We start from the raw sequence: 21,254 nt of genomic DNA on the forward strand, positions 1-21,254 counted from the left end.
CCAAGTTTTTGAGGACCGGTTTGGCCGATCGTCTGCCGTTCGCCGCGGAATTTCCTGTGGCTGTTCGAGCTTGAAAGCGGTCGTTGAGATGGTTTTGGTTCGAAGGGCAGTTCAGGGTCGATAACGGCCGCGGCATCCCGCTGAATTTCTGCTCGATTGGGAAGCCAAGACTCTCGGAACCCACGAGCAGTGACCTTGATCGAGAATTGACGGTAATTGCTCCTCACAAGACGCCAACTGAAAAGCACCAGTCATGACACACTTAACCGATATCTTTGCAGACTGCAAGTACCTCTATCTCGACAGGTTGTTCGAACCGACCGAGAATCAATTGACGATGCGAATCCTCGAGGCTAGGGGAAATGGTCCGATCCCACCCTCACTTCTGGACGCCGAACCGTTGAAGCCCCTGAAGGAGCATCTCGGCAACGCGAAGACCATTGAGCATTGTGCGGGTTGCCGTATCTTCGAAATTACGTGGACGAGCTATGTTGGATATTCTGTGCTCAACGAAAGCTTCGCGCTACCAGAGCCGGAGACTTCTATCCGCATTGGTCATCTCTTTGTCGAATATACGTCGTCCACCTACCTGGACTATCTCAAGCAGGCTTCTTGGGCCTGTGCGGACTACCCCGGCCCATACAGGCATTGGGCCGCGCTCTGTCTAAATCATATTGTTGACGTCGCCTCCGTCGACGAGCCAACAGTCGCAGTCTCGATTTCGTCAGAAAATGAAAGCGTCCAGCAGGGCAACTTCAACGTTCAGATTCACCGCAGTTGACATTGATGTTCGCCATCTTCCGGGTGTGCTGGGGCAATGCCGTGGATGGATAGTCGCTCTTGGCACTATTGAAAGACCGCGGCAGCCGTTCGTATCAGGTGAGCCTTTGGCACAAGACACCCGTTAGTGGCTAGGTGAATCAAAGCCCCCTCCTCCATTGGATCCACCTAACTCGTCCCCGCCAAGCCCCAACAGAAAATCACCTGCCAGTTCCACACACGAATCAAAACTCAATTGAAACCCTAGCCGCCGGATGCTGTTGAACTGCTCCCGCATGATCGGCACGCCAGCCCTTACTTGCTCGACAAAAGCCCGTGCATGCCGACTCAGATACTGCGCGGCGGCACTCAACGCTTGTGGCTCCCGCTCGATCACCATAGCCAGATCGAACAAGTCCCGCGCCGTCGCACGGTCGCCCCGATGGTAGAGCTTCTTGGCCACGATTTCCGCCGCGGTTTCGACCTTGACAGGCTGTCCCATGATTTCCCAGACCTCGAAGGGGTTTTCGGTGAGGTTCTGAGCGGCGACGATATCGATCTCGCCCGCATCGAGGACCAGCTTGACAAAGTTTGCTTGCTCCAGATAGTCGGCCGAAATCGCTTCCGCCACATCGCTTAGACGGGGCGTCACATAGCCAATATATTGCGGGTCTGGCACAAACAGATCGATATCGCGGGACAGCCGATGGTCATAGCGAAGCATCAGAACGGTGCCACCGCCAAATGTCCAGAACGGCTCGATCCCACCATACTTACGCACCTCGTCCATCAAGGTAAAGGCATGCGGAAACAGGCTTTCCCAGGTGTCGCCTCTCAGTTTCACCTTCATGCCCACAGACCTCCGCGCGTGGCCGTCAACGCCTGCGCCAACTTGCGCAAGTTCTTCCAGATCTCAGATGGTTTGCGCTGCTGCCTGGTGGCGACTTCCGCCACGACCTTGGTGACTAGCTGGAGCGGGGCTTCGTCGAGGACCTGGGCGAGATGCGGACGGAAGGCCGGCGGCACCTGGCCAGTGACCAACGCCTGCTCAAGTTCCTCGGGCGTCAGTTCTCCGACATAGCTGACACTGGCCCCTTTCGCGGCCATCCACAGCGCCCTGGTTGGCCTTCCCTCGGCTCGCCGTTTGGATTCCGGATCGCCCACCTCCAGCGACAAACCAAGCACATCCAGCAGTCGCCCCAGGGTATCGAGTGTGGCATTGACGTGACCCTGCTCTATCCCATTGAGTGACTGACGCGATACATTAGCCATCTCCGCCAATTGTTGCTGCGTGAGGCCCAAAGCGATCCGCTTGCTCTGGACGGCAGTACCTAGCGTTGCTGCGTTCATCTTGTCCTCCAATTTTGTCAAGTATAGACGACAAAATTGGCTTGGCCTATGCTTTCTGGGCCACAGGATATACCCTGCGCCGTCTGGGACGTAGCCGCATATCATTTCAGCCAACCAAAGCGAAAGCGGGCTTGATGATTGCCCCGATGAGGCCGCCATGCCCCCTAACCGATATGACCGCCAACGGCCAGGAGCGGTCATCGACGGTTTGCTGTCCACTTGGTTTTACAGCGCCTCAATCGATTTTCCTATGTAGAAGCAGTCTAAAATGTAAGCTTGGTCCTGAGATCTACGCGCCTACCCTGGGGGGGCTTCATGAATCCACGACGCGTTCACGAACTTATGCGTCAGCATTTTCCATCTGTGGACGCGGCATCAAGAGAATGGATTCATATCATCGCTCCTGATGGTCTTCGCGAACCAGAACTACTGCATCTACTAGAGAGATTTATCCCAGCAGACTTTGTTCTCATCGAAGTACATCGAAAGCTTGGCGGCTATATTGCCAGAGATGAGGCTATTAAATTTACTGCCGCTCACTGGGGTGAAGGCGAGATCCACATAGCCGACCGGGATTTCCGTGGTTTCGTTGTCATTGGCCATAATGGCGTTGCAACTGGGTGGTCCGACAAAAAGTAGCGCCGAGTCCTTCTCTCGTTCGTCCTTTAGGCTTCCTGCGGCGACGGTCCGCCAAGGGTCGACCACAGCCCGTCGCCGCTGGGTTCACCAGCCGCCCTGGGCAATCGGGCACTTACCGGCCATCTGCGAACATTGGCGAGCGACTTCGCGTAAACGTTGTGGCGCCGATATGGCTCAGCGACGGAACTCCGACTGCGACCGTGTTCGTGACATTTACGATTGAAGCGACCGCCCATCACCCTAAACGTACAGGCTCAGTACCCGGCTGCGGTTGGAAGCGGTCATGCTTCGCGTGCTCAGTCCCTGCAGTAGCCTTCGCCCGTCCGGACCGTCAAACAGTTCTTCTTGTCGGCGAGCCATTTCATTCCGGTCTCGGCGCCGTCGGTGGCGCGAATGACCTCCCTGGTCCCGTCGCGGTCGAATTCGATTCCGCCATCGGCATACCTGCCCTCGAACTTGCGCAGACCATCGAGATTCTGCACGGTGACATCGTACTTACCATGGCCACCGGCCAGCTCAAGGAACGTGCCTTCCGGTCCGGTCCACTTGCCGAGCCATTCATCAGTGCGCGGTGCGCTGGCGGTAGCCGGCATGTTTTCCGCATTCTTCTGAGAGGACGAGTCGCGATCCGAGCATCCGGCCATGGAAACGATGGCGACCAGCAATGCGGCGAGGAAGATATGGGGTGTCTTCATCAGTCGACTGACATGGGAATACATATGCGGATTTTCGCACGGCTGTCGAACAGGCTCTGTCCGCGCCCCTCTGATTGCCCGCCGTGTGGCCACGGACCAGTCAAATCGCCATTTCTTGCAGGAGTCGGGATCGACGCGTCAACGGTAGCGCGATTCGCCATACCTTCTGCTACGAGGGACTTTCGCTTACCTCTTGCCGGTTAGCCGGCGAGTACTGTATATTTGTACAGTACTCGCCGCATCCCGGATAGGTTGACTCCTGAAGTCAAGCTCGTGCGGCGCCCGTGCTTTCTCTCCCCACCTCGAAAGGCAATCATGTTCGTGGACCGCACCGAAATCATCAACGCCGCCAAGGCCCTGCGCGCCAGCCAGGAAGAATCCAGGTACAGCAAGCTCGTCGCGCTCGCGAACAAGCAACTCAAGGCAATGCAAACGGCAATCCAGAAGGGCAAGGAAGAATTCGAGACCAGACTGGTACTTGACATCAATGAAGACAATCCGCAAGCAGCGCTAGAACCGCGCGCGCAACGGCTAGCCGACGACCTCAGAGCGCAGGGCTACACCGCAACGGTGACCACGTTTGCCGAGGTCAGCACCGACCGCAAGAACTGGACACCGAATATCACGGTCGCCATCGGTCTGGGCGACATGGTTTCCGAAGTCGACAATGCGATAGCGAAAAGTACGGTGACCAACGAGACGGAAGTCGCGCTGGCTGGCGAAGCTGCCAGCGAAATAGCCTGACAGCAGGCGGACAATCCGAGACAGGGACAGGCATCACGGGGTTCGCGCACAGTCGCGTGAGTGATGACTGTTCCTACGAAGGAAATCCGCGCGCGATCGCTGCTCGAATCGTGCACAGATGGCTGACTGCTTTTGAGTCTGTCGAGAGACCGCTCAGGGTCGGCAACGGCCGCGGCATCCCGCATATCCCATGCCGCCAGCCAATGCCTCTCAGCAACACAGCCCCACGCTCGTACCGCCCCCCCTACGCTGCGGCGCTAGGTCGTGCGGAAACAACCTCATGCCACCGCTTCACCGCGACGTGCGTCTCGGGAATCGGCATCGCGAACGCCTTCGTCGCGAAGTCAACGGCAGCGAGTCCGGTGATGTCCGCCGCGGAAAAGCTGTCCCCCGCAATGAACGCGGCACGGCCCAGCTGCGTCTCCAGATCGTCGTAGAAATTCGCGACCCGCTGCTTGCTCCGCTCGACCAGCGCCGGGATCTGGTCGTACCCGTGCGGCCCCGAAATGGCGCGCCCCTTGAGTCCCGCGACGGCATTGCGAACGCCTTCCATCACTGCGGCGAACCCCTCGATCTCCATGCGCCGTTCCCACATCGCGACCACGGCCTTGTCTGCCGCGGTCTTGCCATACAGCGATGGCGGCGCGTGGGCATCGTCGAGATAGCGCATGATCGTTGATGCTTCGCCGATGACCGTGCCGTCGTCGAGCACCAGGGTCGGCACGACGCCGCGCGGATTGATCGCGCGATAGGCTTCCGAGAGCTGCTCCCGCGTGCCGAGATCGACCGGCACGCGTTCCACTTCCAGCCCCTTTTCCGCAATCAGCATCCTGACACGGCGCGAGTTTGGCGAGCCGTTGGCATGATAAAGCTTCATTGTTTTCTCCACTTGGCGTTTCGGAATTTCAAAGTTTCAGAGTTTCGAGCCGCCGTCGACGCGCAGCGTCTCGCCGGTAATCCATCGCGCCCGGTCGGAGGCGAGAAACTCGACCGCCGCGCCGATGTCGTCGGGTTCGGCCATGCGCTTGAGTGCCTGCATGCCAAGCGTGAAGGCCCTGCCCTCCTCGCTCCTGGCGAAGCTGGACATCTCGGTCGGCACCACGCCGGGCGCCACGGCGTTGACGCGGATGCCGCGCTCGCCAAGTGCGGAGGCGAAGTGCCTGACGAGCGTGTCGATGGCGCCCTTGGTTGCCGAGTACGCCGGCAGTGTGCCCACGGCGGCATGCGCCGCGAGCGACGACAGCAGCACCACGCTGCTGCCCTTGCACATGACCGGCAGCAATTGCTGGACGAGGAAGAACGGCGCCCTTACGTTCACGGCGAACAGGTCGTCGAAGTCTTCCACCGTGGTGTCCTCGATGGTCGCCGCGCGCGAGATGCCGGCATTGGCCACGAGGACGTCGAGCCGGCCGCCGATGATGGCGCGCGCCTGCTTTGCCAGCGCGTGGGGACCATCGGGAGCGCGCAGATCGGCGGCGATCTTCTCGGCCTTGCCGCCGAGTGCGCGGATCTCGGCCACGACCGCATCCGCGTCGCGCGCCGCCTTTCCGTAGTGAACCAGCACCTGCGCGCCAGCCCTGGCCAGCGCGAGCGCGCTGGCGCGGCCGATGCCCCGCGATGCGCCCGTCACGAGCGCGGTCTTACCAGTCAATGTGTTCATGATCGATGGTTCCCTCGTTTGTGCCGATTTCATGCCGCTTTCATGCCGCTTTCCAGACCGGGTAATCGGTGTAGCCCCGCGCGTCGCCGCCGTAGAAGGTGGCGCGATCGTAGGGATTCAGCGGCAAGCCCGTGCGCAGGCGCGACGGCAGGTCCGGATTGGCGATGAAGTGCCGCCCGAAGGCCACCGCGTCGACATGGCCGCGCGTGATTTCGGCCTGCGCCTCCGTGCCGTCGAACCCGCCCGCGGCGATCACCGGTCCGCCGAAGTGCGCGCGCAGGTCACGCGCCGCAACGGCATGCAGGCCGGCGGCGATCTCTTCCGAGCCCACCACGCGCGGTTCCACGACGTGCAGGTAGGCCAGTTGCCGGCCCGACAGCGCCTGCGCCACATAGCGGAAATCCGACTCGGAATCGCTGTTGGACATGCCGTTGAACCCGCTGCTCGGCGACAGCCGCACGCCGACACGTCCCGCGCCCCAGATCGTGCGGACGGCATCCACCACCTCGATCAGCAGGCGCGCGCGGTTTTCGATCGGGCCACCGTAGCGATCGGTACGCCGGTTGCTGCCGTCCTGCAGGAACTGGTCGAGCAGATAGCCATTGGCGGCGTGGATCTCCACGCCATCGAACCCGGCCTGCAGGGCACGTCTGGCGGCGCTGGCATAGTCGTCGACGACAGCGGGAATCTCCGTGGTTTCGAGCGCCCGCGCCGGCGAGACCGGCGTCCACCCGTCCGCCGTGAAGGCGACGCCCTCGTAGGGCACGACCGAGGCCGTGACCGGCGCCGCGCCGCCGGTCAGGCTCGCGTGCGAGGTCCGGCCGACATGCCACAGTTGCGCGACGATACGCGCGCCGCGCGCATGCACGGCGGCCACGATCGGCTTCCAGGCTGCCATCTGGGCATCGGTGTACAGCCCGGGCGCCCCGAGGTAGCCCCGGCCCGTGGCCGAGACCGTGGTGGCTTCGCCGATGATCAGGCCGCCCGCCGACGCGCGCTGCGCGTAGTAGTCGCGCATCAGGGCATTGGGCACGTCGCCGTCCCGGTCGGCACGCAGCCGGGTCAGCGGCGCCATGACGACGCGATGATCCAGCCGGATCTCGCCCAGCTCCAGCGAGCTGAACAGTGTGTTGGTGTTGGACATGATGGTTCTTTCCAGAATGAGGTGGCGCGTATCAACCGGCGGTCTTGCCGCCGTCGACGGTGAGGATCTGGCCCGTGACAAACGCCGCGCCCGCGGACGCGAGATAGATCACGGCCGCCGCGATGTCCTCGGGCTTGCCGAGGCGGGCCAGCGGTACGCCGCCGGCCAGCGCGGCCTTGTTCTCCGGCGTCCCCGTGAAGCGGTCGAGCATGCCGGTTTCGGTGGGTCCCGGCGCTACCGCGTTGACGCGCACCCCGGTGCCGGCGACTTCGAGCGCCGCCGACTTCGTGATGCCTTCCACCGCATGCTTGCTGCCCGCGTAGACCGAGGCATAGGCCGCGCCTTCGTGGCCGTAGGTGGACGAGATGTTGATCACGACACCGGAACGCTGCGCCGTCATGACGCGAAGCTCGTGCTTGAGGCTGAGCAATGTGCCCAGCACATTGGTGTCGAACGTGGCCGCATAGCTGTCGGCGGTCTGCTCGGTCACCGGACCTGGCCTGCCCTCGGTGCCGGCATTGTTGACGGCGACATCCAGCCGGCCGAAGCGCGTCACGGCCTGATCGACGAGATGGCGGACGTCCTGGTCGTGGCGCACGTCGGCCTGCACGAAGAAGGCATCAGCGCCGAGCTCGCGCAGCTCGGCTTCGAGCGCGGCGCCTTCGGCGGGCCGGCGGCCCGAGACGACGAGCTTCGCGCCGGTGCGGGCGAATGCGACGGCGGTGGCGCGGCCGATGCCGGTCAGTGCGCCAGTGATGAGAACGACGGGATTGCTCATGGGAAACTCCTGTAAAGTATCGCTGCCACGCATGGGTTGGCGTTGCGCGGATAGCGGAACACGGTCGCTACAGGAGCCAATCTAGGGGCTTTCAGCACCCGCGAAAAAGACTTTGTAAGCCTGTAGGCATGCCTGTCAGGCATGAGGCGGATGGCACACGGATGGAACTGAGACATCTTCGATATTTCATCGCGGTGGCGGAAGCGGGCAGCCTGACCGAGGCCGCGGCCAATCGGCTTCATACGTCACAGCCCTCGCTAAGCCGGCAGATCCGCAATCTGGAGGAACAGGTCGGCGTGGAACTACTGCGCCGCAGCGCGCACGGCGTGACGCTGACGGACGCAGGCCGGGCCTTCATCGACCATGCGCGGCTGGCCATGGCGCAGGTCGACGCCGCGGTGGAAGCGGCCCGCCGCGCGGCACAACCCGCCAAGCCGCGCTTCGCACTCGGCTTTCTGACCGGCCAGGAGATGACATGGCTGACGGACGCCATGCACTTGCTGCGCGCGGAGCTGCCGAATATCGAGGTGAGCGTGTCGAGCGACTACTCCACGGAGCTAGCCGCCGCGGTGGCCCACGGCAAGCTGGACGTCGCCTTCATGCGCGCCGAGCCCGGATACGACCTCGAATACCAGGTCGTTGCCAGGGAACCGCTGGTCGTGCTGATGCCGAGCGACCATGCATTGACCGCGCGCGACGCGCTGCGCGCGGAGGATCTCCGGAACGAGCCGTTCATCGCGATGGGAGACAAGGCGAGAGTGCTGCGGCAGGTCGTCGACGCCTATCTGGCCAGTTCGGGCGTAGACGTCGAGATCGCGCAGAGCGTCGACAATCCGGCCATGGTGATGTCGCTGATTGCATCGACCCGGGGCGTGACGCTGATCCCCGCCTATGTGGAGAACCTGATGCCGTGGTCGGTGGTCAGCCGGCCGCTGACCGGTGAAATCCCGACCATCGATCTCGTCGTCGGGTATAGCCCGAGCAATACCGCGCCTACGCTGCGGCTGTTCCTGTCCCGGCTCGACGAACTGAGATCGAGGATCGCCGGGCGCGCCGGGCGGTGAGTGCCGCCCTCTTACTGCGCGGGCGGCTGCCCCGAGGAAAGTATCGTCTTCAGTTTTGTGCCGCCAATGGATTCGCAACTGGAAGGCTTCGTATCAGTCCATTGGACCGCGACGCCGCGAACGACCGGCCGGACCATGCGCCACGGCCAGAAGCCAAACCGCTGTGATCCGGTGTACTGGACGATTGCGTCCGCTCCGCGCAATTGGGCGTACTCCGCCATTTTCGGCAGAATGTCCTGCACGCTGCCGTAGGTTCCCTTGCCGATCTTGATGTTCTTGATGATCTTGTATTTCTGGCTGGCGGGAGGGAGGTGCGCGAAGAAGCAGAATTCGCCGAGGTCGCCGTGAAGATCGTTCGCCGGGGTTTCGCCGTCTTTGGAGATATCCACTTCCGCGTCGGGGCTGGCATCCGAAGCCGGCTCCGCCGAATATGCGCTATTTTCGGCTATGCCGATAGCGAACAATGACGCGATCAACGCAACTACGAATTGCCGTGCAGGGTTCATTGGGGGATCTCGACGATCAGCGTCGGGTTGGTGTCTTGTGATGGGAGACGGGATAGTAACTAATTGTAAGTCTGCCGACCAAGGGATCGTTGTAAGTTCACCCGGGTCGCGCACGGTGGCGGCAATCCCAGGTCATGACGGCGGCCGGACGCTGACCTGCCTGCCAGGGACCGCGACCGGCCGGCGGGCGCAGCGGCTCGGAAAAGAGACGGCCCCGCACGTCCGGTCGGCTATGATGCCAATCCTCTCCGAAGTGGCCCCCATGATCTCCGTCCGTAATGTCACGCTGGTCACGCTGCGCCGCGGTCACGCTGCGCGGCGGCGTCAATGTCGTACTCGACCGCGCGTCCGCCACCTTCAACCATTTCAGCTATCGTGCGGACAAGCGCGCTCCAGCGCAGGAATCGGCCTGAAGGGACATTCGCCTTGTGGCGAAAAGTGTTTCAATCGCGGTTTGAACGTCGTTCCAGACTCGAGCCGGGCGGCAAGGCGAACATCGCAGTCACCGAGGACATCGCGGAGGACCCGAGCGCGGTGGTGTCACGGCAAAGGGCCGGACAGCATCACCATCACATTCCGTCCCCACGACGAATAAGGCAGCTCCGGCACGGAGCCGGACAATAGCGGTCGCATCATTTTTAGCACCATTTTTTTTGGAATTCCCCCATGGAAATCAAGGTCAACTTTCTCGACAAGCTACGTCTTGAAGCCAAGTTCGATGACTTCACGGTAGTGGCCGACCAGCCCATCCGCTACAAGGGCGATGGCTCCGCACCGGGTCCGTTCGATTATTTTCTGGCCTCGTCGGCCTTGTGCGCGGCTTACTTTGTTAAGTTGTACTGCGTAACCCGCAACATTTCGACCGAAAACATCCGCCTGTCGCAGAATAATATTATCGACCCGGAAAACCGATATCAGCAGATTTTCAAGATTCAGGTCGAGCTGCCGACGGATATTTCCGCCAAGGACCGCCAGGGCATCTTGCGTTCCATCGATCGCTGTACGGTAAAAAAAGTGGTGCAAACCGGACCCGAGTTCGTGATCGAAGAGGTAGAGAACCTGGATGCCGATGCCCAGTCGTTGCTGACGTTGAAGCCGGCAACCGACGCCCGCACCTATATTGCGGGCAAGGATCTGCCATTGGAGCAGACCATCGCCAATATGTCAGGCATTCTGGCGGGCCTGGGGATGAAGATAGAAATCGCTTCATGGCGTAATATCGTTCCCAATGTCTGGTCGCTGCATATCCGTGATGCGCACTCGCCAATGTGCTTTACCAATGGCAAGGGAGCGACCAAGGAAAGCGCGCTGGCATCGGCGCTGGGGGAATTTATCGAGCGCCTGAGTTGCAATCATTTTTATGCAGGTACGTTTTGGGGCGAAGACTTCGCCAATGCCGCATTTTTACATTACCCGAACGAGCGCTGGTTCAAGCCTGGGCCTAAAGATGCGCTGCCGGCTGAAATTCTCGATGCATACTGCCTGCCCATTTACAATCCCGATGGCGAGTTACGCGGCTCGCACCTGTACGAAACCAACTCGGGAAATTCGCAGCGCGGTATCTGTTCGCTGCCGTATATACGGCAGTCGGACGGCGATGTGGTGTATTTCCCGTCCAATCTGATCGAAAACCTCTACGCCAGCAATGGCATGAGTGCCGGTAATACACTGGCCGAAGCGCAGGTGCAATGCTTGTCGGAAATTTTCGAACGGGCGGTAAAGCGCGAAATTCTGGAAGGCGAAATGGCACTGCCCGATGTGCCCCGCGAGGTGCTGGCGAAATACCCTGGCATTCTGGCTGGCATTCAGGGGCTGGAAGAGCAAGGCTTTCCGATATTGGTGAAGGACGCTTCGTTGGGCGGAATTTATCCGGTGATGTGCGTCACCTTGATGAACCCGCGAACCGGCGGTGTCTTTGCTTCGTTCGGCGCGCATCCCAGCTTCGAAGTGGCGCTGGAACGGAGCCTGACAGAATTGCTACAGGGTCGCAGTTTTGAAGGCCTGAACGATTTGCCGCAGCCCACCTTTGTCACTAACGCCGTGACTGAGCCAAACAATTTTGTTGAACACTTCATTGATTCCAGCGGCGTGGTGTCGTGGCGCTTTTTCAGCGCCAAGGCGAATTTCGATTTTGTCGAGTGGGATTTTTCCGCCCGGGGCGAGAACGCCAATGCCGAGGAAGCAGCGACCTTGCTCGGCATTCTTGAGGACATGGGCAAAGAGGTGTACATGGCGGTGTATGACCAACTTGGCGCCGTTGCTTGCCGGATTCTGGTGCCGGGTTATTCGGAAGTCTATCCTGTAGAAGATTTGATCTGGGATAACACCAACAAGGCACTGTCGTTCCGCGCGGATATCCTGAACCTGCATTGCCTGGACGACGCAAGCCTGGAGGCTCTGCTTGAGCGTCTGGACAACAGCGAACTCGATGAGTACGCCGACATCGCCACGCTGATCGGCATCGAATTTGACGAGAATACGGATTGGGGACAGTTGACGGTGTTGGAGCTGAAGCTGCTCATTCAGCTCGCCTTGCAGCAGTTTGAGGCGGCGCACGAACTGGTGGGCGCCTTCTTGCAGTACAACGACAACACGGTCGAGCGCGGACTGTTTTACCAGGCCTTGAATGTGGTGCTGGAGGTGCTGCTGGATGACGACCTGAACCTGGACGACTACGCGGTCAACTTCCGTCGGATGTATGGCGATGCGCGGATGGACGCGGTGCTGGGTTCAGTGGACGGCAGCGTGCGTTTCTTTGGTTTGACGCCAACCAGTATGAAATTGGAGGGCCTCGACAGACACCACCGCCTGATTGACAGCTACAGAAAATTGCACTCGGCACGGGCAACCGCGGCGGCTACAGCCGGTTAAGGCTAAGGCCCTCCGTTCTGCAGCACGCGGATGCCGACGGAAATGCAATATCCGGTGGAAGCGCGAGGCTAGCAAGCGGGTAGCATCGCGTCGAGGTTCGGCAGGACTCGCGCCTACTTCGCATCCACAACAACCGGCACCGTCTGCGTTTTCCACGACTCCGTCGGCAGCTTCCACAACGGCGGCATCTGCGAAAACGGCGGCACGGTATGGACCAGCCTGGCCAGTGCAAGGCGGCTGTCCGTGCCGATCTTGCTGAAGATGGCCTTCAGGTGCGCCTTGACGGTATCGAGGCCGACGTTCATTGCGGCGGCGATGGCTTCGTTGGATTTGCCCTGGGCCAGCCATACGGCCGCTTCGATCTGCCGTTGCGTCAGGCCGGGAAAGGCAAAGTGAAGGCGGTCCGCGGCGGAGAGCTTGTCGACCGTGCGCTGCTGTGCCTGGCGATAGACGCGCAGCACGTGCGCGCGGTAGGTCTGTAGCCGGTCGCGCTCGGCATCGCTGTACGCCGACCGGCCAACGATGCGATGCGCGCTCAGATCCAGCGAGTATTCGCCGTGCTGGATCAGCACGCCCATGATGCGGCGGGCGCCGGATGGCAGGAACACTTCCTGCGCCATCGGCAGCGCCATGAATTCATCGTCGCTGAAGATGTCCGACTCGCGAATGGCCCGCTCGCCATAGAAGGCCGGGTCTTTCTGCCAGAAAGGATGGCTGCCGGCATGGCGCGCGTAGGCCGCGAAGGCCTGCTCGCGCCGGCCGGGGGCGTCTTCGATCGACAGCAGCGCGCGCAGTTCTCCGCTTCGATGGTGAATCTCCGTCCAGGCGACGACGTCGGCGTCGGTCAACCTGATTACCCCATCGAACAGAACGCCTGGCAACGTCAGCAGGTCAGGCTCGGTTTCATACAGACGCACGATTTCCTGCAGCAGGATGGGGTCGGTGTGCATGACTACTCGTTCGGGTAATGGCATTTTTCTGCGGCAAATCTTACATTAGCGCGCCTTGATGTGCTTGCCGCGCCTGTGTCACGCGGAACAAACGCGGCTATGACCACGTAGTCCAAAAAAAGACGAGGGGTTATCGGGATGAATTGCATTTACCGGCTGGTGTGGAACGGGGCGTTGGGTGTCTGGCAGGCTGTATCGGAACTGGCTGCGCCGCGCGCAAAGGGATCCGGCAAGGGAGGGAGGCGCCATCTCCGGCGGCGTGCCGGAGCGAGTGCGGTAGTGGCGCTCTCGCTGAGCCTGGCCGCGCCGATGGCGCGCGCGGTCGATGTGCTTCTCGTGGGTACCGGGGGCGTGGGTGGCGGCGACGGCGGCAATGGCGGCATCAGCGGCGGTGGCGGCGGGGCGGACTTTTTCCTTCCGGGCCCCGGCGGTGCCGGCGGCGTTCCCGCTCCAACGCAGACGATTCCCGGCACCGCCAATGGCGGTAGCCTCCTGCCGACTTACGATTACGTCGGCATCGGAGGTGGCGCCGGCGGCGGGGACGGCGCCAACCTGGGCGGCATCAATGGCGGCAACGGCGGCGACGGGGTGCTGGACCTCAACGGGGCGACACTGAACGTTGCCAACGCGCTGCTCATCGGAGGCGCCGGTGGCGGTGGCGGCTCGGGGGGCGCCGGTGAGACTCGCGGCGGCAATGGCGGCACGGGCGGCAGTGGAACGCTGACGGCCACGGGCGGCACGGCCATCACGGTCGGCACTCAGTTATACATTGGCGGCCTGGGCGGCGCGGGCGGCAACTGCGGCTGCTCCGGCAACGGCGGCGCCGGTGGCGCGGGCGTGTTCAACCTCGGCGATGGCAGCACGCTGAACCTGGCGGGCGCCACCTTCACCATCACCGGCAACGGTACGCTGAACATCGGCAACGCCACGGCCAATGGGGCGAGCGCCGGTACGATCAACGGGCTGGCCGGCAGCATCAACAATGCCGGCGCGATCCACTTCAACCAGTCCGACGCGGCATATACGTTTTCCACGGCGATCTCCGGCACCGGCACGGTGACGCAGAACGGCAGCGGCACGACCTTCCTGACCGGCGCGAATACCTACTCGGGTGGCACGACCGTCAACGCCGGCCTGATCAGCTTCAGCAATGGCGGCAACCTGGGATCGGGCAACATCACGCTGAATGGCGGGGGCCTGCAATGGGCCTCGGGGAACACGACGGATATTTCCGGCCGGCTGAATGCGCTGGGCACGGCTGGCGGCACGTTCGACACCAATGGCAACGATGTGACCGTGGCAAGCGCCCTCGCCGGCGCGGGCGGCTTGACGAAGGCGGGCGCCGGCACGCTGACGCTGACAAACCTGAATACCTATGCGGGCGTCACCACCATCAGCGGCGGCACGCTGGCGCTGACCGGCACGGGCAGCATTGCCAGTTCCAGTGGCCTCGTCAACAACGGCACTTTCGATATTTCCGGCAAGTCCGGCGGTGCGACCATCGCTGCGTTGTCCGGCACCGGTGCCGTCGCGCTGGGCGGCCAGACGCTGACGGTGAGCACGGGCGGCGGCACGGGCGGCGGCACATTCAGCGGCGTGATCGGCGGCATGGGTGGCCTGACGCTTGGCGGTGGCACGCAGACCTTGTCCGGCCTGAATACCTATGCCGGCACCACCACGATCAACGCCGGCACCCTGGCATTGACGGGCGCGGGCAGCATTGCAAGCTCCGGCGGACTGATCAACAACGGCAGCTTCGACATCTCCGGCACGACGGGCGGCGCGGCGGTGCGCGCACTGTCGGGCAGCGGCACCGTGGCATTGGGCAGCCAGACGCTGACGGTCAACAATGCCGCGGGCACATTCAGCGGCGCGATTGGCGGCACTGGCGGCCTCACGCTCGATGGCGGCACGCAGACGCTGTCCGGCGTGAACACCTACACCGGCGCCACCACCATCAATGCCGGCACGCTGGCCCTGGCCGGCGCGGGCCGCCTGGCCGTGGATACCGGCGTGGCGCTGGCGGGTACCGGCGCGAGGCTGGACCTGTCCGCCGGCGGCAGCCAGTCCGTGGGACATCTCTCGGGCGTGGGGGGAAGCCAGGTGGCGCTGGGCGCCAATACGCTCACGCTGACCGACAACACCTCGCAAGCGTTCAGCGGCAGCCTGGCCGGTACCGGTGGCCTGATCAAGCAAGGCAGCGGCACGCTCACGCTCAACGGCACCAACAGCGCCTTCGCCGGCACCACGACCGTGGCGGGCGGCGCGCTGGCCGTGGGTGACGCGGCCAACGCCAATGCGACGCTCGGCGGCAACGTGCTGGTCAACGCGCCTGGCACGCTGCGCGGCCACGGCACAGTGTTGGGCAATGTCGACAACAGCGGCTTCGTGGCGCCGGGCGGCTCCATCGGCACGCTGTCGGTCGGTGGCAACTATGCCCAGGCGGCGAGTGGCACCCTGTCGATCGAAGTCAGTCCGACGGACGCGTCGCAACTGCGCGTGAGCGGTTCCGCCGCGCTGGGTGGCACGTTGGCTGTGGTGTTCACGCCGGGTACCTACTCGGCGCGACAGTACACGGTATTGAGCGCGGCAAATGGCGTGACGGGCCGCTTTGCCAACGTCACCACGGCAACCGCCGGAGCCAGCCTCGGCACGCTGCAGCCGTCCGTCACCTATGGTCTTGGCGACGTTGCCCTGACCTTGGCGGCGGCCTCGCCGACAGACCCGTTGGTGGTGGCGCCTGCCAACACATCGATCTACACGGCGCTTGGCACGACGGCGCTCTCGCAGGCGCAGGGCGCCAGCGCGACGCTGCTCGAGCGGCTGGCCAATGTGCAGCACGGCCTGGAGACGTCCAGGGACGTGTGGATCAAGGCCAACGGCACCCGCAACAAGGTGGGCGGCACCGGCAGCGCGCCGGGGTTCCAGACACACGCCTACGGTTTCCTGGCCGGCGCCGACGGGCAGCTCGGCAGTGCCACGGTCGGCGCTGCCGGCGGCTACACGCATACGTCCATCGGCGAGGATGGCACCGGCTCGTCCGGCGACATCGATACGCTGCGGCTGGCGCTTTATGGCAACCAGCCCGTGGGCGTGGTCAACCTGTCGGCCACGTTGGGTTATGGGCTGGATTTTCTGTCGCAGAAGCGGCCGTTTGCCGGGCTGGGCACGGCCGAGGGCGACCATATCGGCCACGAATTCACGGCGGCGATGCAGGCGAGCCTGCCCATGCAGGCCGGCGGATTCGTGCTGACGCCGCAAGCGGGCCTGCGCTATGCCTACATCCGCGCCAATGGCTTCGGCGAGAGCGGTGCCGGCGGCCAGAACCTGCAAGTGGATGCGGACAACGCGCGCAGCCTGCAGCCCTACGTCGGCGTGGCGCTCGACAAAGCCTTTGGCGATGCCGCGCGCCCCGTCAACGTGCAGCTGCGCCTGGGCTATGCGCACGAAGCGTTGGGCGGGAGCCGCGTTGCGCTGGTGCAAAGCCAGGATGGCACCGTGTTCGCCGCCCCGGGGACGGACCTGCCGCGCTCGTTCCTGACCACTGGCGCCAGCGTCAGCCTGCTGGCGTCGAAGGCGACTACCGTGGCGCTGGGGGTGGATGCGGTGCTCAATACCGGCCACGTGTCGGCGCAGTCGGTGCACGTGCGCGTCGACCACCGGTTCTGAACCGTGGCGCCCGGCAATCGCCACCAGCCGTTCGTTCCGCAGCAGGTTGCGATGCCGACGCCTCTCGACAAGACGGGCTGCTGCCCGGGCGCCAGGGCGGGCGTGTGAACGCTGGAAATCCCTGGCGTCACCCTTGCAGTTCAGGCGTTGCAAGCCATTCGCGTCCCTTGAGCATGCCCTGCCAGTAGAGCGGCGGCAGGATGCGTTCCTTGAGCCACCACGCCAGCCGCGAGGGCCGCGTGCCATCGATGAACCAGCGCGGAAAGCTCGGCGCGACCTTGCCGCCGTAGGTGAACTCGGCCAGGACGATCTTGCCGCGTTCCACCGTCAACGGGCAGGAGCCGTAGCCGTCGTAGCGCGCTTCGCCCCTGGCCTCGCCGCGCGTGGCCAGCACGTTGTGCGCGACCACCGGGGCTTGTTTGCGCGCGGCGGCGGCCGTCTTGGCATTCGACATGTTGCCAGCATCGCCCAGCCCGAAAATATTGTCGAACCGCTTGTGGCGCAGCGTTGCCGGATCGACGTCGACCCAGCCGGCGGCATCCGCCAGCGGGCTGACCCGGATGAAATCCGGCGCCTTTTGTGGCGGCACGGCGTGCAGCATGTCGAATTCGCGCTCCACCATCTCCGGCGCGCCGTTGGCCACGGCGCGCCGGAACGTCGCCCGCCGCGCGGCGCCGTCTACCTTCACCAGCGTCTCGCCGAAGTTCAGGGCGATGCCGTAGCGCTCCACGTACTGCATCAGCGCCGGCACGTAGTCGGCTACGCCGAACAGCACGTTGCCGGCGTTGCAGAAATCCATGTCCACGCGGTCAAGCATGCCGGCGCGGCGCCACGCGTCCGCGGACAGGTACATGGCCTTCTGCGGCGCGCCCGCGCACTTGATCGGCATGGGCGGCTGCGTGAACAGCGCCTTGCCGCCGCCCTTGCGGGTCAGCTCGCGCACGAGATGCCAGGTGTAGGGAGCGAGGTCATAGCGGTAGTTGGAGGTCACGCCGTTGCGGCCCAGCGTTTCGGGCAGGCCTTCGATCGCCTCCCAGTCCAGCTTGAGTCCGGGGCACACCACGAGCTGGTCGTACTTCACCACGCGGCAACCGTCGAGGATGACGGTATTGTGCTCGGGCTCGAAGGCCGCCACGGCCGCCTTGATCCAGGCCACGCCGCGCGGCAGCACCGAAGCCATGGTGCGAGCCGTATGGGCCGGCTCGAAGACCCCGCCACCCACCAGCGTCCAGCCGGGCTGGTAGTAGTGGATATCCGCGGGGTCGATGATGGCGACGTCGAGCCCGGGCCTGCGTGCCAGCAGGCTCGATGCCACCGCGATTCCCGCGGCGCCGCCGCCGATGACGACGACGGCATGGCTGGCGTCGGCAATGTCCGTTGGCGTGCGGCCGCCATTGGCAATGCGCCTGACCACGCCCTTGAGCTGGTAGCCGGCGGCCGCGGCGCGCTCGATGATGTCCGGCAGGGGCCGGTGCGTGGCTTGCGACAAGGCCCACAGCGTGGCCGAGCGCATGCCGGTGCGGCAGTAGGCCAGCACCGGCTTCGGCAGGCTGTCCATGAGCTTGCCGAACGCCTGCGCCTGTTCGTCGCCGACCTTGCCCGACTCCACCGGCAGGTAGTGCGCCTGGAGGCCGAGCAGGGAGGCATTGCGCTCGATTTCCTGGAAGCCGGGCTGGTCGGGGCCTTCGCCGTCGGGGCGGTTGCAGATCAGCGAACGAAAGCCGCTGGCGGCGAGGGTATGCACGTCGTCGGGAAGAATCTGCGGGCTGACCGACAGTTCACTGGTGAGGGCGCGGGGTTGCATGGTCTGTCTGTTCCTTCTGGGGCGGGTGGCTCAGAGCAAGTTGAGGGGTATCTTCAGGTAGCGCACGCCGTTGTCCTCCGGCGGCGGCAATTCGCCGGCGCGCATGTTGACCTGGACCGAGGGCAGGATCAGCACGGGCATCGAGAGGGTGGCGTCGCGCGCCTGGCGCATGGCGACGAACTCTTCTTCGCTGATGCCGTCGCGCACGTGGATGTTGTGCGCGCGCTCGTCCGCGATCGTGGTCGCATATTGCATTTCCCGTCCGCCCGGCTGGTAGTCGTGGCACATGTACAGGCGGGTGTCCGGCGGCAGGCTCAGCACCTTGTTGATGGAGCGGTACAGCGTGCGCGCGTCGCCGCCGGGGAAGTCGCAGCGAGCGGTGCCGTAGTCGGGCATGAACAGCGTGTCGCCGACGAAGGCGGCGGTGTCCGCGCCATCGCCGATCACATAGGTCATGCAGGCCGGCGTATGCCCCGGCGTGTGCATGGCGAGTGCCTGCAGTTCGCCGATGCGGAAGGCGTCGCCGTCGTGCAGCAGCAGGTCGAACTGGTGGCCGTCGCGCGCGAAGTCGGCGCCGCTGTTGAACAGCTCGCCGAACACCTGCTGCACGGTGGTGATGTGGCTGCCGATGGCGGTCTGCCCGCCCAGCCGCTCTTTGAGGTACGGGGCGGCCGAGAGGTGGTCGGCGTGTACGTGGGTCTCCAGGATCCAGCGCACGGTCGCGCCCAGTTCCCGCACGCGCCCGACGATGCGGTCTGCGCTGGCGGTGCGGGTGCGCCCCGACTTCGGGTCATAGTCCAGCACGCTGTCGATCAGCGCGCATTGCAGGCTGGTGCGGTCCAGCACGAGGTAGCTGAGGGTCGAGGTGTCGGGATCGAAGAAGGCTTCGATCTCCATTTGCGAGGTACGGGGCTCGGTCGGCGTCATGCGTTGTCGATTTGGGGTTGAGACGGGATCGGCTCCCCTGTCTCAAGACTCGTGCCAACGGCGAGGTGTGCCGCAAGGTGCTGATTTTCTTGTGATTTCCATGTGCGCCATGCCGGATTGCGCGCTGCCGGGCGCCAGGCGGCGCTGCCACTTGGCAGTGATGGCAGGATTTGGCAGAATGGCACCTTCCCGATGCCGGCATGATGCCGGCCCGCCGCCAGCCCCAGGCTCCCCCCCAATGGATCCCCAAGCCAGTCTCCAGGCTCTCCTCTCCTATCTGGAGCAGGAAAGCCAGCCGATGATCGTCCTCGACACCGACTACCGCATCCTGGCCGCCAACACCGCCTACCGGAGGCAGTTCGGCGCCGTCCAGCGCCCCTACCTGGGCCAGCCCTGCTATCGGATTTCGCATGGCTACGACGTGCCGTGCGACCAGGCCGGCGAGCACTGCCCGATGCGCAAGGCCTTCGAGACGCGCGGCCCGGACCGCGTCCTGCACATCCACCACACGCCGCGCGGGCCGGAGCACGTGAACGTCGAGCTGCGCCCGATCCTCGACGAGGACCAGCAGATCGTTGCCTACGTCGAGCGGCTGAGCACCGTGCGCAGCGCATCGGCCCGGCCGAGCGCGGAAGGGCTGGTGGGCCGCTCGGAGGCGTTCAACGCGGCGCTGGAGGCCGTGCAGCGCGTGGCGCCGTCTTCGCTGCCGGTGCTGCTGCTGGGCGAATCTGGCACCGGCAAGGAGATGTTCGCGCACGCGGTGCACGAGGCCAGCGCCCGCGCCGGCGGGCCGTTCGTCGTGGTGGACTGCTCGGGCCTGACCGAGTCCCTGTTCGAGAGCGAGTTGTTCGGCTACGAAAAGGGGGCATTTACGGGGGCGCTCACGCGCAAGCCGGGCCTGGTCGAGACGGCCGAGGGCGGCACGCTGTTCCTCGACGAAATGGGCGACGTGCCGCTGTCGATGCAGGTCAAGCTGCTGCGGCTGATCGAATCAGGCACCTACCGGCGCGTGGGGAGCGTGGAAACGCGGCGGGCGGACTTCCGGCTGGTCGCGGCCACGCACAAGCCGCTCGAGCAGATGGTCAGCCAGGGCCTGTTCCGGCAGGACCTTTTCTTCCGGATCGCCGCCTTCCCGATCCACCTGCCGGCGCTGCGCGAGCGGCTTGGCGACATCGCGCTGCTGGCTGAATCGATCCTGCAGCGCGGCGGCGGGCTGCGGGACCAGCTTCACCTGAGTGCGGAGGCGCTGGCGTGGATGCGTGCGTACCACTGGCCTGGCAACATCCGCGAACTGCGCAACGTGCTGGACCGCGCGCGCCTTTACGCCGATGACGGCGTCATCCGCGTGAAGGACCTGCCACCGGGGCTGGGCGAGCCGGTTCTGGCGCCGGTGGCCAGGCGCCACATGCCGGGCGCCCGGGAAAACGACGACGAGGCATTGCGCGAACGGGTGCGCAGTTTCAAGGGCACACGGCGCGCGCTTGCCCACGCGCTGGGCATGAGCGAGCGCAGCCTGTATCGCCGGCTCAAGGAACTGGGCATCGGCTGAGCCGCGCTTCCTAGGCAGCTGGCATTTCCCTGCCAGCGCACTGCCATTCACTGCCACCGCTGGCAGCACTGACACCCGGCTGACAGCCCCGCCGTGCCGGCGTTGCCACGCCATTTCCGCGCAAGTGATTGTTTTGTCTGCCCTT

General features: G+C 64.1%; 19 protein-coding genes. 8 read left to right on the plus strand and 11 right to left on the minus strand.

Translation table 11 applies throughout. The annotated features are described in order from the left end of the window. The first annotated feature begins 253 nt into the window (after positions 1-253). The gene (locus AC3WXD_RS12545) at positions 254-781 is read left to right on the plus strand and encodes a hypothetical protein (protein ID WP_155887903.1); all 528 of its coding nucleotides are present in this window, start codon (positions 254-256) and stop codon (positions 779-781) included. A gap of 123 nt (positions 782-904) precedes the next feature. Here AC3WXD_RS12545 and AC3WXD_RS12550 read toward each other — a convergent pair whose 3' ends face one another. After that, entirely contained in the window at positions 905-1,609 is a 705-nt protein-coding gene (locus AC3WXD_RS12550) for a nucleotidyl transferase AbiEii/AbiGii toxin family protein (protein ID WP_492323826.1), read from the minus strand. Next, on the minus strand, positions 1,606-2,109 hold the full coding sequence (locus AC3WXD_RS12555) for a helix-turn-helix domain-containing protein (RefSeq protein ID WP_492323827.1): 504 nt from the start codon (positions 2,107-2,109) through the stop codon (positions 1,606-1,608). Before AC3WXD_RS12555 ends, AC3WXD_RS12550 begins: the two co-directional genes overlap by 4 nt. A gap of 315 nt (positions 2,110-2,424) precedes the next feature. On the opposite strand from AC3WXD_RS12555, the gene AC3WXD_RS12560 reads away from it, so the two are divergent. After that, the gene (locus tag AC3WXD_RS12560) at positions 2,425-2,748 is read left to right on the plus strand and encodes a hypothetical protein (protein ID WP_082079824.1); all 324 of its coding nucleotides are present in this window, start codon (positions 2,425-2,427) and stop codon (positions 2,746-2,748) included. A gap of 296 nt (positions 2,749-3,044) precedes the next feature. On the opposite strand, the gene AC3WXD_RS12565 is transcribed toward AC3WXD_RS12560, so the two are convergent. Next, complete coding sequence (locus AC3WXD_RS12565) at positions 3,045-3,443, minus strand: hypothetical protein (RefSeq protein WP_492323828.1); 399 nt, start codon at positions 3,441-3,443, stop codon at positions 3,045-3,047. A 315-nt stretch (positions 3,444-3,758) separates the two neighbouring features. On the opposite strand from AC3WXD_RS12565, the gene AC3WXD_RS12570 reads away from it, so the two are divergent. Continuing rightward, complete coding sequence (locus AC3WXD_RS12570; RefSeq protein ID WP_492323829.1) at positions 3,759-4,187, plus strand: hypothetical protein; 429 nt, start codon at positions 3,759-3,761, stop codon at positions 4,185-4,187. A 244-nt stretch (positions 4,188-4,431) separates the two neighbouring features. Here AC3WXD_RS12570 and AC3WXD_RS12575 read toward each other — a convergent pair whose 3' ends face one another. The 4 genes from AC3WXD_RS12575 to AC3WXD_RS12590 are packed head-to-tail and all read right to left on the minus strand — an operon-like array spanning position 4,432 to position 7,769. Beyond that, on the minus strand, positions 4,432-5,064 hold the full coding sequence (locus AC3WXD_RS12575; protein WP_492323830.1) for a glutathione S-transferase family protein: 633 nt from the start codon (positions 5,062-5,064) through the stop codon (positions 4,432-4,434). A 36-nt stretch (positions 5,065-5,100) separates the two neighbouring features. Continuing rightward, the gene (locus tag AC3WXD_RS12580; RefSeq protein ID WP_059413638.1) at positions 5,101-5,847 is read right to left on the minus strand and encodes an SDR family NAD(P)-dependent oxidoreductase; all 747 of its coding nucleotides are present in this window, start codon (positions 5,845-5,847) and stop codon (positions 5,101-5,103) included. Between the two features lie 40 nt (positions 5,848-5,887). Then, complete coding sequence (locus AC3WXD_RS12585; protein WP_492323831.1) at positions 5,888-6,991, minus strand: alkene reductase; 1,104 nt, start codon at positions 6,989-6,991, stop codon at positions 5,888-5,890. Positions 6,992-7,022: 31 nt separating this feature from the next. Continuing rightward, positions 7,023-7,769, minus strand: a complete 747-nt coding sequence (locus tag AC3WXD_RS12590) for an SDR family NAD(P)-dependent oxidoreductase (RefSeq protein ID WP_059413640.1) — start codon at positions 7,767-7,769, stop codon at positions 7,023-7,025. Positions 7,770-7,930: 161 nt separating this feature from the next. On the opposite strand from AC3WXD_RS12590, the gene AC3WXD_RS12595 reads away from it, so the two are divergent. Then, positions 7,931-8,833: a LysR family transcriptional regulator gene (locus tag AC3WXD_RS12595; RefSeq protein ID WP_492323832.1), complete on the plus strand. Its 903-nt coding sequence runs from the start codon at positions 7,931-7,933 to the stop codon at positions 8,831-8,833. A gap of 11 nt (positions 8,834-8,844) precedes the next feature. Here the strand turns inward: AC3WXD_RS12595 and AC3WXD_RS12600 are convergent, their stop codons facing one another. Beyond that, positions 8,845-9,339: a hypothetical protein gene (locus tag AC3WXD_RS12600; RefSeq protein ID WP_029043103.1), complete on the minus strand. Its 495-nt coding sequence runs from the start codon at positions 9,337-9,339 to the stop codon at positions 8,845-8,847. Between the two features lie 278 nt (positions 9,340-9,617). On the opposite strand from AC3WXD_RS12600, the gene AC3WXD_RS12605 reads away from it, so the two are divergent. Next, positions 9,618-9,752, plus strand: coding sequence for a hypothetical protein (locus AC3WXD_RS12605; protein WP_269432177.1), 135 nt, complete (start codon positions 9,618-9,620; stop codon positions 9,750-9,752). A 253-nt stretch (positions 9,753-10,005) separates the two neighbouring features. After that, positions 10,006-12,210, plus strand: a complete 2,205-nt coding sequence (locus AC3WXD_RS12610; RefSeq protein ID WP_492323833.1) for an OsmC domain/YcaO domain-containing protein — start codon at positions 10,006-10,008, stop codon at positions 12,208-12,210. A 113-nt stretch (positions 12,211-12,323) separates the two neighbouring features. Here the strand turns inward: AC3WXD_RS12610 and AC3WXD_RS12615 are convergent, their stop codons facing one another. Next, a complete protein-coding gene (locus tag AC3WXD_RS12615) occupies positions 12,324-13,160 on the minus strand; it encodes a helix-turn-helix transcriptional regulator (protein ID WP_454732884.1) in 837 nt (278 codons plus the stop codon). A gap of 138 nt (positions 13,161-13,298) precedes the next feature. Here AC3WXD_RS12615 and AC3WXD_RS12620 point away from each other — a divergent pair, with 138 nt between their 5' ends. After that, positions 13,299-16,829: an autotransporter domain-containing protein gene (locus AC3WXD_RS12620; RefSeq protein ID WP_492323834.1), complete on the plus strand. Its 3,531-nt coding sequence runs from the start codon at positions 13,299-13,301 to the stop codon at positions 16,827-16,829. A 127-nt stretch (positions 16,830-16,956) separates the two neighbouring features. On the opposite strand, the gene AC3WXD_RS12625 is transcribed toward AC3WXD_RS12620, so the two are convergent. After that, positions 16,957-18,633 carry a bifunctional protein tyrosine phosphatase family protein/NAD(P)/FAD-dependent oxidoreductase gene (locus AC3WXD_RS12625; protein WP_492323835.1) on the minus strand — a complete coding sequence of 559 codons (1,677 nt, stop codon included), beginning with the start codon at positions 18,631-18,633 and terminating at the stop codon, positions 16,957-16,959. A gap of 30 nt (positions 18,634-18,663) precedes the next feature. Continuing rightward, a complete protein-coding gene (locus AC3WXD_RS12630; RefSeq protein ID WP_059413644.1) occupies positions 18,664-19,560 on the minus strand; it encodes an MBL fold metallo-hydrolase in 897 nt (298 codons plus the stop codon). Between the two features lie 238 nt (positions 19,561-19,798). On the opposite strand from AC3WXD_RS12630, the gene fisR reads away from it, so the two are divergent. Continuing rightward, positions 19,799-21,109: a sigma 54-dependent transcription regulator FisR gene (fisR, locus tag AC3WXD_RS12635; RefSeq protein WP_492323836.1), complete on the plus strand. Its 1,311-nt coding sequence runs from the start codon at positions 19,799-19,801 to the stop codon at positions 21,107-21,109. Positions 21,110-21,254: the final 145 nt, after the last annotated feature.

The sequence above is a fragment of the Cupriavidus sp. FW216-B1 genome (genome assembly GCF_058789195.1).

Bases quoted from the DNA above. Each gene is read 5' to 3' on its own strand.
- AC3WXD_RS12545 (WP_155887903.1), top strand. From the start codon at position 254: ATGACACACTTAACCGATATCTTTGCAGACTGCAAGTACCTCTATCTC.
- AC3WXD_RS12550 (WP_492323826.1), bottom strand. From the start codon at position 1,609: ATGAAGGTGAAACTGAGAGGCGACACCTGGGAAAGCCTGTTTCCGCAT.
- AC3WXD_RS12555 (WP_492323827.1), bottom strand. From the start codon at position 2,109: ATGAACGCAGCAACGCTAGGTACTGCCGTCCAGAGCAAGCGGATCGCT.
- AC3WXD_RS12560 (WP_082079824.1), top strand. From the start codon at position 2,425: ATGAATCCACGACGCGTTCACGAACTTATGCGTCAGCATTTTCCATCT.
- AC3WXD_RS12565 (WP_492323828.1), bottom strand. From the start codon at position 3,443: ATGAAGACACCCCATATCTTCCTCGCCGCATTGCTGGTCGCCATCGTT.
- AC3WXD_RS12570 (WP_492323829.1), top strand. From the start codon at position 3,759: ATGTTCGTGGACCGCACCGAAATCATCAACGCCGCCAAGGCCCTGCGC.
- AC3WXD_RS12575 (WP_492323830.1), bottom strand. From the start codon at position 5,064: ATGAAGCTTTATCATGCCAACGGCTCGCCAAACTCGCGCCGTGTCAGG.
- AC3WXD_RS12580 (WP_059413638.1), bottom strand. From the start codon at position 5,847: ATGAACACATTGACTGGTAAGACCGCGCTCGTGACGGGCGCATCGCGG.
- AC3WXD_RS12585 (WP_492323831.1), bottom strand. From the start codon at position 6,991: ATGTCCAACACCAACACACTGTTCAGCTCGCTGGAGCTGGGCGAGATC.
- AC3WXD_RS12590 (WP_059413640.1), bottom strand. From the start codon at position 7,769: ATGAGCAATCCCGTCGTTCTCATCACTGGCGCACTGACCGGCATCGGC.
- AC3WXD_RS12595 (WP_492323832.1), top strand. From the start codon at position 7,931: ATGGAACTGAGACATCTTCGATATTTCATCGCGGTGGCGGAAGCGGGC.
- AC3WXD_RS12600 (WP_029043103.1), bottom strand. From the start codon at position 9,339: ATGAACCCTGCACGGCAATTCGTAGTTGCGTTGATCGCGTCATTGTTC.
- AC3WXD_RS12605 (WP_269432177.1), top strand. From the start codon at position 9,618: ATGTCACGCTGGTCACGCTGCGCCGCGGTCACGCTGCGCGGCGGCGTC.
- AC3WXD_RS12610 (WP_492323833.1), top strand. From the start codon at position 10,006: ATGGAAATCAAGGTCAACTTTCTCGACAAGCTACGTCTTGAAGCCAAG.
- AC3WXD_RS12615 (WP_454732884.1), bottom strand. From the start codon at position 13,160: ATGCACACCGACCCCATCCTGCTGCAGGAAATCGTGCGTCTGTATGAA.
- AC3WXD_RS12620 (WP_492323834.1), top strand. From the start codon at position 13,299: ATGAATTGCATTTACCGGCTGGTGTGGAACGGGGCGTTGGGTGTCTGG.
- AC3WXD_RS12625 (WP_492323835.1), bottom strand. From the start codon at position 18,633: ATGCAACCCCGCGCCCTCACCAGTGAACTGTCGGTCAGCCCGCAGATT.
- AC3WXD_RS12630 (WP_059413644.1), bottom strand. From the start codon at position 19,560: ATGACGCCGACCGAGCCCCGTACCTCGCAAATGGAGATCGAAGCCTTC.
- fisR (WP_492323836.1), top strand. From the start codon at position 19,799: ATGGATCCCCAAGCCAGTCTCCAGGCTCTCCTCTCCTATCTGGAGCAG.